A 13,507-nucleotide genomic window follows, 5' to 3' on the forward strand; every position below is an offset into this window, starting at 1 on the left:
AGCCTGTCGGGTCAGAGGTCGCCCGACAGGCTCTGAGGCGGCGGGGGACCACCCGCCCCTCCGGGCGGCGTACGGGGGCGGTGCCTCCGTACGCCGCCCGGAGGGCCGGGCCCGTCAGCCGTGCCAGGACCGCCACAGCGCGGCGTACGCGCCGTCCGCCGCCACCAGCTCGTCATGGCTGCCCAGCTCGCTGATCCGGCCCTCCTCGACCACCGCGATCACATCCGCGTCGTGCGCCGTGTGCAGCCGGTGGGCGATCGCCACCACCGTACGGCCGTCCAGCACCCGGGCCAGCGACCGCTCCAGGTGCCGGGCCGCCCGGGGATCCAGCAGCGAGGTCGCCTCGTCCAGCACCAGCGTGTGCGGGTCCGCCAGCACCAGCCTGGCCAGCGCGATCTGCTGCGCCTGGGCCGGGGTCAGGGCCGCGCCGCCGGAACCGACCTCGGTGTCCATGCCGTCGTCCAGCGCCCGCGCCCAGCCGTCCGCGTCGACCGCCCCGAGGGCCGCCCACAGCTCGGCGTCCGCCGCTCCCGTACGGGCCAGCAGCAGATTGTCGCGCAGGGAGCCCACGAACACGTGGTGCTCCTGGTTGACCAGCGCGACGTGTTCCCGTACCCGCTCGGCGGGCATCCGGGACAGCTCGGCGCCGCCCAGAGCGACCCGCCCCTCGCGCGGACCGTAGATGCCCGCGAGCAGCCGGCCCAGCGTCGACTTCCCGGCGCCCGAGGGGCCGACCAGCGCCAGCCGGGTGCCGGGGCTGACCGCCAGCGTCACGTCGTGCAGTACGTCGACGCCCTCCCGGTAGCCGAAGCGCACCCGGTCCGCGCTGACGTCCCGCCCCTCGGGCACGACGGAGGCGTCGCCCGCGTCCGGCTCGATGTCGCGGACGCCCACCAGGCGCGCGATGGACACCTGGGCCACCTGGAGTTCGTCGTACCAGCGCAGGATCAGACCCACCGGGTCCACCAGCATCTGGGCGAAGAGCGCGCCCGTCGTCAGCTGGCCGACGGTGATCCAGCCCTGGAGGGCGAAGAAGCCGCCCATCACCAGCACGGCGAGGAAGATCGTCACATGGGTGAGGTTGATGACGGGGAACAGCACCGACCGCAGGGAGAGCGTGTACCGCTCCCATGCCGTCCACTCCTTGACCCGCCGCTCCGACAGCGCCACGCGCCGGCCGCCGAGGCGGTGCGCCTCCACGGTCCTGCCCGCGTCGACGGTCTCGGCGAGCATCGCCGCGACCGCCGCGTACCCGGCGGCCTCCGAGCGGTACGCCGAGGGCGCCCGCCGGAAGTACCAGCGGCAGCCGACGATCAGCAGCGGCAGCGCCACCAGCACCGCGAGCGCCAGCGGCGGCGCCGTGACCGTCATGGCGCCGAGCAGCAGCACCACCCAGACGACGCCGATGGCGAGCTGCGGCACGGCCTCGCGCATGGCGTTCGCCAGCCGGTCGATGTCCGTGGTGATGCGGGAGAGCAGATCGCCCGTGCCCGCCCGCTCCAGCACCCCGGGCGGCAGCCCCACGGACCGGACGAGGAAGTCCTCCCGGAGATCCGCGAGCATCTCCTCGCCCAGCATCGCGCCGCGCAGCCGCACCATCCGGGTGAAGAACGTCTGGACCACCAGCGCGACCGCGAAGATCACGGCGACCCGCTCCATGTGCAGCTCGCGCGCGCCGCTGGAGAGGTCCTCGACGATGCCGCCGAGCAGATAGGGGCCGACCATCGAGGCGACCACCGAGACCGCGTTGACGGTGACCAGCACGATGAACGCCCGGCGGTGCCGGCTCAGCAGCTCGCTGACGTAGGCCCGTACGGTCGCGGGGGTGCCGACGGGCAGGGTCGTCGCCGACTCCGGGGCCGCCGGGTCGTAGGCCGGAGGCGCCACGCCGATCATGCTGATTCCTCGATCTCTTCCCGTGCCCGCGCCAGCGCCGGCGTGATGGTCTGTCTCTCGTCGTGCTGTTTCCCGGCGTGCTCCCTGGCGCTCGCGCCGACGGGGTGCTCGTCGTCCGCCTCGCGCGTGACGACCTCCCGGTAGGCGGGGTCGCCCGCCATCAGCTCGCGGTGCGTCCCCACCGCCGCGACCTTGCCGTCATGGACGAAGGCCACGCAGTCCGCGTGGTCCAGCAGCAGCGGCGAGGAGGCCAGGACGACCGTCGTACGGCCGGTGCGCAGCTCCTTCACGCCCCGGGCGATCCGCGCCTCGGTGTGCGAGTCCACGGCGGAGGTCGGCTCGTCGAGCACCAGCACCTCGGGGTCGGTGACCAGCGAACGCGCCAGCGCGAGGCGCTGCCGCTGCCCGCCGGAGAGCGACCGGCCGCGCTCGGTGATACGGGAACGCATCGGATCCCCGCTGCCGTCCACCGAGGCCTGCACCAGCGCGTCGAGCACATCGCCGCACTGCGCCGCCGCCAGCGCCCGGCCGGCGTCGACCGCGCCGGAGGCCGGCACGTCCAGCAGCTCGGTCAGCGTCCCGGAGAGCAGCACCGGATCCTTGTCCTGGACGAGCACACTGGCCCGCGCCGCGTCCAGCGGCAGATCGTCCAGCGGCACCCCGTCGAGCAGCACCGACGGGCCCGGCTCCGCCTCGGCCGCGTGGCCGCCGAGCCGCTCGGCCAGCCGCCCCGCCACGTCCGGGTCGCCGCACACCACGGCGGTCAGCCGCCCGGCCGCCACGCGCAGCCCGCTGACCGGGTCGTACAGGTCGCCGGCCGGCCGCGCGTCGTCGAGGCCGCCGCGCTCGTCCTCGAACGCCGTGCGCCGCAGCGACAGCACCCGGGCCGCGCGCTTCGCCGAGGGCCGGGAGAAGGAGTACGCCATGGCGATCTCCTCGAAGTGGCGCAGCGGGAAGAGCAGCAGCGTCACCCCGCTGTACACGGTCACCAGCGCCCCGACGCCGATCCGTCCGTCCAGCGCGAGATGGGCTCCGTACCAGACGACCGAGATCAGCAGGACGCCCGGCAGCAGCACCTGGATGGCCGAGATCAGGGCCCACATCCTGGCGCTGCGCACGGCGGCCTCGCGCACCTCCTGCGAGGCCGTGCGGTAGCGGCGCAGGAACAGCTCCTCGCCGCCGATGCCGCGCAGCACCCGGAGCCCCGCCACGGTGTCCGAGGCCAGCTCGGTGGCCTTGCCGGCCTTCTCGCGCTGGACGTCGGCCCGTTGGGTGGCGCGGGGGAGCAGCGGCAGGACGGAGAGGGCGAGCACCGGTACGCCGCAGGCGATCAGCGTCCCCAGCTCGGGCAGGTAGAGGACCAGGCCGACACAGATGAAGACGATCGCGATGACGGCGGCCAGGAAGCGCGAGAGCGCCTCCACGAACCAGCCGATCTTCTCGACGTCACCGGTGGAGACGGCGACGACCTCACCGGCCGCGACCCGCCGGGTCAGCGCGGAGCCGAGTTCGGCCGTCTTGCGGGCCAGCAGCTGCTGGACCCGGGCGGCGGCGGTGATCCAGTTGGTGATGGCGGCGCGGTGCAGCATGGTGTCGCCGAGGGCGATGGCGGCGCCGGTCACCGCGATCAGCCCGCCGGCGAGCGCCAGCCGGGAGCCCGAGCGGTCGATCACCGCCTGGACGGCGAGCCCGGCTCCCACGGGGAGTCCGGCGATGCCCGCGAAGTGCACCAGGCCCCAGCACAGCGCCTTGAGCTGGCCGCCCAGTTGACCCCGTCCGAGCCACAGCAGGAACCGGGGGCCCGACCTGGTGTCGGGAATCCCGGGGTCGGGATACGGAAGGTCGCGAATCTGCATGATGCCCCATGGCTCGTGGAGTGGCCCAAACCGTGCAAGGTTCGCTCCGACCAGGGGTATGAGGCAATGGGTTTTCCGCGCCGGGCGTCACTTCGAGCCAGTTCAGGGGCGCTCGCGGGCCGCCCGGACGGCACTTCGCGCCGCCCGTCGTCAGCAGTGGTGCTCGGGGCCGCCGGCCACCAGGGTCGCGAGCAGTCCGCCGAGCACCTCGCGCTGCTCCGGGGTCAGCGGGGCGAGGACGTCCTCGGCGGCGGACCTGCGGGCGCCGCGCAGCGCCCGCAGGGTGGCCCGCCCGGTGTCGGTCACCTCGACGCGCACCACCCTGCGGTTGGTGGGGTCGGGGACGCGTTTCGCCCAGCCGCTGGCCTCCAGGCCGTCGACCAGGGTCGTCACGGCGCGCGGTACGACTTCGAGCCGCCGGGCCAGATCGGCCATCCGGGGCGGCGTCTCGTACCACGCGAGGGCGCGCAACAGCCTCGCCTGGGCCGGGGTGATGCCGATCGGCTCCAGCTGGTGCTTCTGGATGCGCTGGAGCCGGCGGGTCAGCCGCAGGAGCTGCTCGGCCAGCATGCCGTCGGCGTCGGGGGTGCTCATGCCGGAATAATATCAGGACCACGCTCATTGTGAACATAGGTAACAATGAGCTAAGCTCTGCTACGTTCGGCCCGCCCGGCCGGCCCCGTCCGCACGACGGGCCCCGCTCCGTGGCCGGCCCCGCACGTTTCCCGAAGGAGCCCATGAAGCCCGAATCACCCACGTGGACACCCCTGCCCCGCCGCGTCGCGCCGGGGCAGCCGGAGCCGCCCGCCCAGCTGCGGCGCATCTTCGGCCTCTTCCGCCCCTACCGCGGCCGGCTCGCCCTCGTCGGGCTGCTCGTCGGCGCCTCCTCGCTGGTGACGGTCGCCTCGCCGTTCATGCTCCGCGAGATCCTCGACACCGCGATCCCACAGGGCCGTACCGGACTGCTCAGCCTGCTCGCGCTCGGCATGATCCTCACGGCGGTCGTCAACAGCGTCTTCGGCGTGCTGCAGACGCTGATCTCCACGACGGTCGGCCAGCGCGTCATGCACGATCTGCGCACCGGCGTCTACGGCCGCCTCCAGAGCATGCCGCTCGCCTTCTTCACCCGGACGAGGACCGGCGAGGTGCAGTCCCGTATCGCCAACGACATCGGCGGTATGCAGGCGACCGTGACCTCGACCGCGACCTCCCTGGTCTCCAACCTCACGGCCGTGATCGCCTCGGTCGTCGCGATGCTCGCGCTGGACTGGCGGCTCACCGTCGTCTCGATGATCCTGCTGCCGGTCTTCGTCTGGATCAGCCGCCGGGTCGGCCGCGAGCGCAAGCGGATCACCACGGACCGCCAGCGGCAGATGGCCACGATGGCCGCCACCGTCACCGAGTCGCTCTCGGTGAGCGGCATCCTCCTCGGCCGCACGATGGGCCGCTCCGACTCCCTCACCAGGTCCTTCGCCGACGAGTCCGAGCGGCTGGTCGATCTGGAGGTCCGCTCCAGCATGGCGGGCCGCTGGCGCATGTCGACCATCGGCATCGTCATGGCCGCCATGCCCGCCGTCATCTACTGGGCCGCGGGCATCGCGCTGGGCAGCGGAAGCACAGCCGTCTCCATCGGCACACTGGTCGCCTTCGTCTCGCTCCAGCAGGGCCTCTTCCGGCCCGCCGTGAGTCTGCTCTCCACCGGAGTGGACATGCAGACCTCGCTCGCCCTCTTCCAGCGCATCTTCGAATACCTCGATCTGCCCGTCGACATCACCGAGCCCGAGCGGCCGGTGAAGCTCGACCGGATCCGCGGCGAAGTGCGCTTCGACGCAGTCGACTTCAGTTACGAGGAGAAGCGCGACGAGAAGCAGGAGGACCGGAAGTCCGGGAACGGCGAGGCCGCCGCGCGGACGCTCAAGGGCATCGATCTGACGGTCCCCGCGGGCGCCGGACTGGCCGTCGTCGGCCCCACCGGCTCCGGCAAGTCGACGCTCAGCTATCTCGTACCCCGGCTCTACGACGTGACGGGCGGCCGGGTCCTCCTCGACGGCGTGGACGTGCGCGACCTGGACTTCGACTCGCTGGCCCGCGCGGTCGGCGTCGTCTCCCAGGAGACCTACCTCTTCCACGCCTCGGTCGCGGAGAACCTGCGCTTCGCCAAGCCGGACGCCACCGACGCGGAGCTGGAGACGGCCGCCAGGGCCGCCCAGATCCACGACCACATCGCCTCGCTCCCCGACGGCTACGACACACTGGTCGGCGAGCGCGGCTACCGCTTCTCCGGCGGCGAGAAGCAGCGCCTCGCGATCGCCCGCACCATCCTGCGCGACCCGCCCGTACTGATCCTCGACGAGGCGACCAGCGCGCTGGACACCCGCACCGAACACGCCGTGCAGCAGGCCATCGACGCGCTCTCCGAAGGGCGCACCACGATCACCATCGCCCACCGGCTCTCGACCATCAGGGACGCCGACCAGATCGTGGTCCTCGACGCGGGCGTCATCGCGGAGCGGGGCACCCACGACGAACTGCTCCGGCAGGACGGCCGCTACGCCGCCCTGGTCCGCAGGGACAGCCGGGCGGCCCGCGACGCCGCCGCGCCCACCGCCGGTCCCGAGGACCCCGAGGCTCCCGCCGCTCCCGCCGAGGAGCTGGCGCCGGCCGCGCTGTGAACGCGGCAGTGCCGCCACTCCCGTGGGACGGGGAGTGACGGCACCGCGTTGGGGCGACGGTGTGTCAGACGAGCCAACCCACGAAGTGGACGATGCCGGCGAGCAGGTTGGTGATGACGTTCATCGGGACGTTCTCCTTGTGCGTGGTGCATGTGTGAGGACAGTGCGACCGGGGTCTGCAGCCCGTCGATCGCGCTCCGTAAGCATCTCGCCACGGAGCGCGGTGACGCAATGAATTCCCGTACGATCACACGTTCTGACGAACACCCGATCCCACGTTCGTACGTTCCTGCTCCGGGTGGCGTGCCGTCCGTGTGCCCTCCGTGTCGCCGCGCCGCAGCTGCCCGGATCGGTGATCACGCCGGGTTAGCGTGCGCGCATGAGCAGACCCCGTCTGACCCGTCGTGGCCGGATCGCCCTGACCGCGAGCGCGGTGCTCACCGTGGCGGTCGCGGTGCTGGTGCCCGTGCTCACGCTGACCGGCGGGGACGGCGACGGGGCGAAACGCCCGGCACTGGTCGTCCCGGAGGGCCGCCGCGCCGGCCAGGTCTACGCCGCCGTGGACGAGGCCCTGCGGCTGCCCGGGGGTACCGCGGCCAAAGCGGCGCTCTCGGCGGAACTCCCGCTGCCGAAGGCCGCCCGGGGCAACCCGGAGGGCTATCTGTTCCCGGCCACCTATCCCGTCGAGGCGTCCACGACCCCGGCCGGTCTGCTGCGCTACATGGTCGCCACGGCGCACGAGCGGTTCGGTTCCGGTTCCGGTTCCGGTGGCGGGGCCGCCGGGTCCCGCTCGGCCCGGGACAGAGCCGACGCGGCGACCTACCGTACGGTCACCATCGCCAGCATCGTGCAGGCCGAGGCCGATACGCCGGCCGACATGGGCAAGGTCGCCAGGGTCGTCCACAACCGGCTCGCCCTGGGCATGCCGCTCCAGATGGACTCGACGATCAACTACGCGCTGGACCGCTCCACCCTGGACACCAGCCACCGGGACACGAAGACCGACAGCCCGTTCAACACGTACGGGCACAAGGGCCTGCCGCCCACGCCGATCGGCAATCCGGGGGAGGAGGCGATGCGCGCGGCGGCCGCCCCGCCGCCCGGGGACTGGCTGTACTTCGTCACCGTGAAGCCCGGGGACACCCGCTTCACCCACCGGTACGCGGAACAGCGCCGGAACGTCGAGGAGTTCAACCGCAACCGTGCCGGGGCGACGGCGGGGTGATCCCGTAGGGGAGCGGTTCGATTCCGTCAGGCCGTGGCCGCTGCCGCCGCGGTCTCCGGGGCCGCCGTCTCCGCGCGGGCCAGCAGCCCTCTGATCTCCCGGACCGCCGCCCGCCCCGCCCGGTTCGCGCCGATCGTGGAGGCCGAGGGCCCGTATCCGACGAGGTGGACACGGTCGTCCCGTACGGCACGCGTCCCCTCGACCCGGATGCCGCCGCCGTGCTCCCGCAGCCCCAGCGGCGCCAGATGGCCGATGGCCGCGCGGAACCCGGTCGCCCAGAGGATCACATCGGCGGCCACCGTCCGGCCGTCGTCCCAGGCGACGCCGTCCGGAGTGATCCGGTCGAACATCGGCAGCCGGTCGAGCACGCCCTCCTCGCGCGCCCGCGCGACGGCCTCGGTGACCGGCAGTCCGGTCACGGACACCACGCTCTGCGGCGGCAGCCCCCGGCGCACCCGCTCGTCGACCAGGGCGACGGCCGCCCGGCCCAGCTCCTCGTCGAACGGCCCCTCGCGGTAGACGGGCGGCCGGCGCGTCACCCAGGTGGTGCCGGCCGCCACCTGGGCGATCTCCATCAGGTGCTGGGTGCCGGAGGCGCCGCCACCGACCACGACCACGCGCAGCCCGGCGAACTCCGCGGGCCCCCGGTAGTCCGCCGTGTGCAACTGGCGCCCCCGGAAGGTCTCCTGGCCCGGATAGCGCGGCCGGAACGGCCGGTCCCAGGTGCCCGTGGCGTTGATCAGGGCCCGTGCCGACCAGGTCCCCCCGGACGTCTCCACCCGCAGCCGGCCCCCGGCTCCCTCCCGTACCGCCGAGACGTCCACCGGCCGGTGCACCCGCAGGCCGAAGCGCTCCTCGTACGCGGTGAAGTACGCCCCGATCACCTCGGCGGACGGCCGGTCGCCGTCGCCCTCCGCCGTGATCAGCTCCATGCCCGGGAGGGAGTGCATCCCGTGAACCTTGCCGTACGTCAGCGACGGCCAGCGGAACTGCCAGGCGCCGCCCGGTCGCGGGGCGTGGTCGAGCACGACGAAGTCGCGGTCCGGCGCCAGCCCCGAGCGCCGCAGATGGTGGGCGGCGGACAGCCCCGCCTGCCCGGCGCCGACGACCACCACGTCGATGTCCCGTACCCCAAAGTCGTTCACGTTTCTACTAACCGCCGGGGGTGCGGGATCCTTCCCGCCGTGCCGGTGGGCGTCGGCGGGGTCCCGGACCCGCGGACCCTACGGGCACACCTCCGTGCACGGAGTGGCGAACGCGCTCGCCGGGGCGAGCGGGATGGTGACGGAGGACGGCGCCGACGGCCCTTCCTTGACCTGGTAGATCCCGGCGAGCAGATTCAGCGACTGGCTGAGTGTCGGGGCCAGATGCGGGGTGTCGGCGGTGGTCACCACGACGCGGACGCGGTGGCCGGCGGCGATGGCCGCGAACGTCGGGAAGATCTCCAGATCGTAGCGGGCGACCCGGAACGCGGGCGTCGCGGCCGTGCTCTCCCGGGTGGAGGGGTGGTACGGCATCAGGTACGAGCCGTCCGGCGCGTACCAGCTGCGGGCCGGGTCGACCGTGCGGTGTGATCCGGCGAGGGCGCCCGTGGTCAGCGGTACCGAGGATCCGTCGGGGGCGACATCCGTCACCGTCACCACGAACTGGGTCTCGTTGGTGTTCGCCTGGGCGTACAGGGTCGCGCCGATGGGTCCCGCGATGGTCCTCGCCTCGTCCATGGGCGCCGTGGTGTAGACGAGGGAGTTGGGTCCGCTCTCCCGGGCCGTGTTGCTCTCGGTGCAGGCGGGGTCCTGGACGAAGCCGCCGATCCACTGCGCCGTCGAGCGGGTGCACGAGCTGATCGTCGAGGTCCAGGTGATGAACTCGCTGTTGTCCGAGGCGGGCAGGGCCGGGGTGAGCAGGCCGTCGTTGGCGGAGGCCGCGGCCGTACCGGTGCGTCCCTTGCCCAGGTAGAGGCGGGTCGGGTCGGCGCCGGCGAAGGGGTAGGAGCGGGTGTCGAGCCAGCGGTCCGAACCCAGCTCCTTCACGTGCAGCGGGTTCGGGTCAGGGGCACCGGCGATGCCGGTGTCCAAGCCCTTCAGCCAGTGGTCGTACCAGCGCAGTTGAAGCGCGGAGAGGTCGAACTCCGGCTCCTGGCGCGGATCGTGGTACCAGGGCCCCATCAGCAGCTGGTAGCGGTCGGTGACCTGCTGGTCCGAGGTCATCGGGGCGCCGGCCGGCCGGCCCGCCCACGCGTTCTGCAGACCCGCGTAGTTCATCAGCGCGCCCCGCTGGAACAGGTCGTACCAGCCGCCGACGAGGAAGGCGGGGACCCCGTTGGCGACCACGCCCGCGAGCTGGTCGGCAGGACGGCGCCGCTGCCAGAAATCACCGTCGTACGCCTCCTCGCCACCCGTGAGCAGCCCGGTGAGGATCGGCAGATTGGCCGAGGCCACCCCGCCGAGGTGCTGGAGCACCAGCGACAGTGTGTCCAGCAGGTTCTGGGTGGAGCCGGACATCAGTGCGGAGAGGATGGGGTTCGTCAGATTCCCCAGCCCGGTGTAGAGCAGCCACAGCGGCATGAACTCGGCGTTGGGGAGACCGCCCATGGTCACCAGGTCGCGGTAGAGGTCGTTGCCCGCGACCACCGGGAAGATCGCCTTGACCGGCGAGCCGGGGCCGACGGCCGCCGCGGTGGAGATCTGGTTGATACCGGTGTAGGAGTCCCCGTACAGCCCGACCTCGCCGTCGGAGTGCGGCAGGGCCGCCGCCCAGTCGACCAGGGCCGCGCCGTCCCGCGCCTCGACGGGCGCGAACGGCGACCACGACCCGGTGGACGATCCGGTGCCGCGCACATCGACCGAGGCCGCCACATAGCCGCGCCGGACGAAATAGGCCAGCTCGTCCGCCTTGGCGGCCCTGCCGTACGGAGTCTGGACGAGCAGCACGGGAAACGGCCCGGCCGCCGGTGTGGCGGTCCCGGCCACGGCCGGTGTGTACACGTCGCCGCGCAGCACCGTGCCGTCGGCCAGTGTGACGGGAACGCCCAGTCGCGCGGCGACGTCGTAGGCCACCGGGCTGCTCGGCGCCGGCTCGGGGCCGGACGGGGGCGCCGGCGCCGCTCCGAGCAGGGCGGCGGCGACGGCGAGCACCAGTGCGAGGACGGTGGCGATCCGGGTACGGGGACGGCGGCCCGGTCTCCGTCTCGCGGCCGATCGGCGGGTGTGAGCGGGGAGCCGGATGGACACCGTGACCTCCAGAGGTCGCGCAATGGGCGGACTGATGGCGCGGATTGCGTCGGTGAGAACCGGATGTGACGTTCATTCAGAATAGGGGAAGACCGCCCGGACCGTGGGGTGATGTCCGACATCGCCGCTCGTGTGCGCCCTGGCCGTGGTCACCCCTCGTCCTGCGCGGCCAACGCGGTGTCGATCTCGCCCAGTTCGATGCGCTGTCCGCGCGACTTCGCTCGTACTGCCCGCCGCGTGGACCGGCGCGGTCCCGGTCGCGGGGTGCGACTGGGCCACCCGGCGCATCTCGGACCCGGCGCTGCTGCCGGTCGGTGTGGTCACCGGCGTCTGCCTGGGCCGGCCGCTGTGGCGCGAGCGCGGGTCGGGCCGCCTGTAGTACGCCCCGTCGGATCGCACTACGCCCTGTCAGATTCGTACGGTCCTGGTCCCGGGGCGTTCGGTGGGGTCGTGGACCGGTGCGTCGAGGGGGCGGGCGAGTCCCGCCACCCCCTCGTCGAGGCGTTGCAGATGGCGCAGCACGCGGGAGGTGACCGTTCCGGAGGGGAGGCCGGCCGGGGCGTCGGTCTTGAGCATCGAGGCGATGCTGGCGCCGGACTCGACTTCGCCCTCCGGCTTCTCGTCCTTGACGTGCGCGGCGAGGACACCGATGTTGTGGGCGATGCGGCGTCCGGCGGAGTCGAGACGGGGGTCGGCCGTGACGCTTCTGCTGAGGGGGACCAGTTCGGCCGTCGCGGCCAGCGAACGGGCGTGGTACGCGCAGGTCTCCAGGAGCGCCACGAGGTAGCGGACGGTGCGACGGCGGCCGCGCAGCGGGGTGATGGGGTGGGTGAGCGGCTTCGTGGAGGCGCGCAGCTCGTCCAGCGCCGTGTCCAGGTCCCGGGCCTTGCCGAGCAGGTCGGAGGAGGGGCCGCCGCTGAGCTGCCCCACCGAGGCCGACACGACGTCGCCGAGCCGGTCCAGGACGGTCGCCAGCAGTTCGTCGGTGCGGCGGTCGGTGTGTACGGGCAGGACGAGTACGGCCGCGACGATGCCGCAGACGGCGCCGAGCGCGGTCTCCTCGATGCGCAGCACCAGCACGTCGAGGCTGTAGGTGTTGAGCAGGGTGTAGAGCAGCCCGAGCATCGCCGTGACGAAGAAGGACATCAGCGCGTACGACAGCGGAGCGGTGAAGAACATCGCGAAGATGAAGACCAGGACCAGGGCGAAGGCGATCCAGGTGTGGTGGCCGACCACGCCCGCCAGCACCACACCCGCGAGCACGCCGAGGACGGTGCCGAGCACCCGGCGGTAGCCCTTGACCAGGATCTCGCCGGTGGAGGCGGTGTTGAGGAACACCACCCAGCAGGTCAGCACCGCCCAGTACCAGCGGTGCGTGGAGAGCAGTTCCCCGCCGATGATGGCCAGGACCGAGCCGACCGAGACCTGGAAGGCGGCCCTGGTGGTGGGGCGGCGCAGCCCCGTACGGTCGTCCGCCACCGGCTCCTCGTCGGCGGCGAGCGCGATGTCCTCGGCGTCGAACTCCTCGCGCGAACGGGTCGTGGCCGGTGTGTCGTTGGACTCGTCCTGCGGCCCCTCCAGCGCGAGCCGCAGCGCCACGACGGACCGGGCCCCCTCGCCGAGGCCGCGGAAGACGTCCTGGACGGCGGTGGAACCGCGCGGCAGCCGGTCCTCGTCGCGGTAGCCGAGCAGCCTGTTGCGTACGTGGGCCACTCCCGTGTTCCGGTCGCCGGACGCCGGCCTGGACACCAGCAGAAGCAGTGCGTTGAGGTCCCGGCGCAGGGTCGCGGTCGTGTCGACCTGGGCCGAGATCAGATCCCCCGTGGCGGGCACGGGCGCGTTCGGCAGATGCAGGGTGAGGGTGTCCGCGCTCTCGGCGCTGCGGGCGTTGAGCAGCAGGACGCCCAGGCGTTCCGTGGCGATCTCGGCGTCCGCGACCCGGCGTTGCAGCAGTGACGCCGTGGCCGCGTCGCTCGTCCCGTCCTCCAGCCGGCTCTGGATCATCAGCGCGGTCTCGTGCAGCCGGGCGGTGCGCCGGCGCAGCTCGCCGAGGACACCGTCCAGCTGCTCCGGCGTGGCGTCAAGCAGCTCGATCTGGGTGGCCACGAGCTGCGCGAGCCGGGCCCGGAAGGCGTCGCGCAGCCGGCGCAGAATGCGCGTGGGCGTCTCCGGTACGAGGGCGAACCGCGCGCCGGCGCTGCACGCGAAGGCGATGGCCAGGGTCAGATACAGCGGTGGCAGTGTCTCGACGGTGGCGCCCACGAACAGGGCGACGAAGTAGATCTGGAAGCCGATCAGGCCCAGCGCCGTACCGCGCTCGCCGAAGCGGCGGCTGTAGACGGCGCCGAAGATCAGGACGACGAAGAACGCGTCGCCCACGACGATCCGGCTGTGCAGCAGCGCCGCCAGGGACATCGCGACCAGCGCGACCGGCAGGCCGAGTGCCAGCGTGATCGCCTGCCCGCGCACCTGCTTCTCCTTGACCGCGAAGGTGGAGACCATCGCCGCCATGGCGCCCGCGACCATGTGGGTGACATCGGTGTCCAACAGGGCAAGGAGGACGAGGGTCAGCGCGATCGCCGCGACCGTACGCAATCCCGCCATCAGCCGCAGCAGGCCGGGGTCGGA

Annotated in this window: 8 protein-coding genes; 2 read left to right on the forward strand and 6 right to left on the reverse strand. The window is 72.8% G+C overall.

Going from position 1 to position 13,507, the window contains the following annotated elements:
- Window positions 1–114: 114 nt before the first annotated feature.
- From OG627_RS31120 to OG627_RS31130, 3 genes are all read right to left on the reverse strand, one after another.
- Window positions 115–1,896 carry an ABC transporter ATP-binding protein gene (locus OG627_RS31120; RefSeq protein WP_329070805.1) on the reverse strand — a complete coding sequence of 594 codons (1,782 nt, stop codon included), beginning with the start codon at window positions 1,894–1,896 and terminating at the stop codon, window positions 115–117.
- Window positions 1,893–3,752, reverse strand: a complete 1,860-nt coding sequence (locus tag OG627_RS31125; protein WP_329070807.1) for an ABC transporter ATP-binding protein — start codon at window positions 3,750–3,752, stop codon at window positions 1,893–1,895. Before OG627_RS31125 ends, OG627_RS31120 begins: the two co-directional genes overlap by 4 nt.
- Window positions 3,753–3,902: 150 nt before the next feature.
- Window positions 3,903–4,346, reverse strand: coding sequence for a MarR family winged helix-turn-helix transcriptional regulator (locus OG627_RS31130; RefSeq protein WP_329070809.1), 444 nt, complete (start codon window positions 4,344–4,346; stop codon window positions 3,903–3,905).
- 143 nt (window positions 4,347–4,489) lie between these two features.
- Here OG627_RS31130 and OG627_RS31135 point away from each other — a divergent pair, with 143 nt between their 5' ends.
- Window positions 4,490–6,424, forward strand: a complete 1,935-nt coding sequence (locus tag OG627_RS31135; RefSeq protein WP_329070811.1) for an ABC transporter ATP-binding protein — start codon at window positions 4,490–4,492, stop codon at window positions 6,422–6,424.
- 379 nt (window positions 6,425–6,803) lie between these two features.
- Window positions 6,804–7,649, forward strand: coding sequence for an endolytic transglycosylase MltG (gene mltG, locus OG627_RS31140; RefSeq protein WP_329070813.1), 846 nt, complete (start codon window positions 6,804–6,806; stop codon window positions 7,647–7,649).
- Window positions 7,650–7,675: 26 nt separating this feature from the next.
- Here the strand turns inward: mltG and OG627_RS31145 are convergent, their stop codons facing one another.
- From OG627_RS31145 to OG627_RS31155, 3 genes are all read right to left on the reverse strand, one after another.
- Complete coding sequence (locus OG627_RS31145) at window positions 7,676–8,794, reverse strand: NAD(P)-binding domain-containing protein (protein WP_329070815.1); 1,119 nt, start codon at window positions 8,792–8,794, stop codon at window positions 7,676–7,678.
- A 78-nt stretch (window positions 8,795–8,872) separates the two neighbouring features.
- Window positions 8,873–10,879 carry a CocE/NonD family hydrolase gene (locus tag OG627_RS31150; RefSeq protein ID WP_329070816.1) on the reverse strand — a complete coding sequence of 669 codons (2,007 nt, stop codon included), beginning with the start codon at window positions 10,877–10,879 and terminating at the stop codon, window positions 8,873–8,875.
- A 408-nt stretch (window positions 10,880–11,287) separates the two neighbouring features.
- Window positions 11,288–13,483, reverse strand: a complete 2,196-nt coding sequence (locus OG627_RS31155) for an FUSC family protein (protein WP_443073661.1) — start codon at window positions 13,481–13,483, stop codon at window positions 11,288–11,290.
- Between the last annotated feature and the right edge of the window lie 24 nt (window positions 13,484–13,507).

Origin of the sequence: Streptomyces sp. NBC_01429 (genome assembly GCF_036231945.1) — a bacterium.
GTDB lineage: Bacteria > Actinomycetota > Actinomycetes > Streptomycetales > Streptomycetaceae > Streptomyces.